The 572-nt window shown below is 52.4% G+C and carries 1 protein-coding gene; it reads right to left on the bottom strand.

All coding sequences use genetic code 11. From position 1 onward, the window contains the following. On the bottom strand, nucleotides 1-572 hold a 572-nt coding region (locus ACF8MC_RS25655; protein ID WP_314237731.1), incomplete at both ends, for an EF-Tu/IF-2/RF-3 family GTPase.

The raw sequence follows: 572 nt of genomic DNA, 5'->3' as shown, positions 1-572 counted from the left end.
TTGCTCAGGATGTACACTTCAGATTCGAACTGGGTGTGTGGCTTGATAGAGCCTGGCTTCGCCAGTACCTGACCACGTTCGATTTCTTCACGCTTGATACCACGCAGCAGAACACCTACGTTCTCACCAGCACGGCCTTCGTCCAGCAGTTTGCGGAACATTTCAACGCCAGTACAGGTAGACTTAACGGTGTCTTTGATACCAACGATTTCAACTTCTTCGCCAACTTTGATGATACCGCGCTCAACACGACCGGTAACAACGGTACCACGACCGGAGATGGAGAATACGTCTTCGATTGGCAGCAGGAACGGCTTGTCGATAGCACGCTCTGGCTCTGGGATGTAGCTGTCCAGCGCTTCAGCCAGTTCGATGATTTTCGCTTCCCACTCAGCTTCGCCTTCCAGCGCTTTCAGCGCGGAACCGCGGATTACTGGCAGGTCGTCGCCTGGGAAGTCGTAAGCGGACAGCAGTTCGCGAACTTCCATTTCTACCAGTTCCAGCAGCTCTTCATCATCAACCATGTCGCATTTGTTCATGAATACGATGATGAAAGGAACGCCAACCTGACG

The sequence above is a fragment of the Serratia sp. LACPHL-BACT-2024-00286 genome (assembly GCF_043109535.1).
In the GTDB taxonomy this organism is placed as follows: domain Bacteria; phylum Pseudomonadota; class Gammaproteobacteria; order Enterobacterales; family Enterobacteriaceae; genus Serratia; species Serratia sarumanii.
The sequence above is the reverse complement of the archived record's forward strand: the minus strand, read 5'-3'. Positions and strand labels throughout refer to the sequence as shown.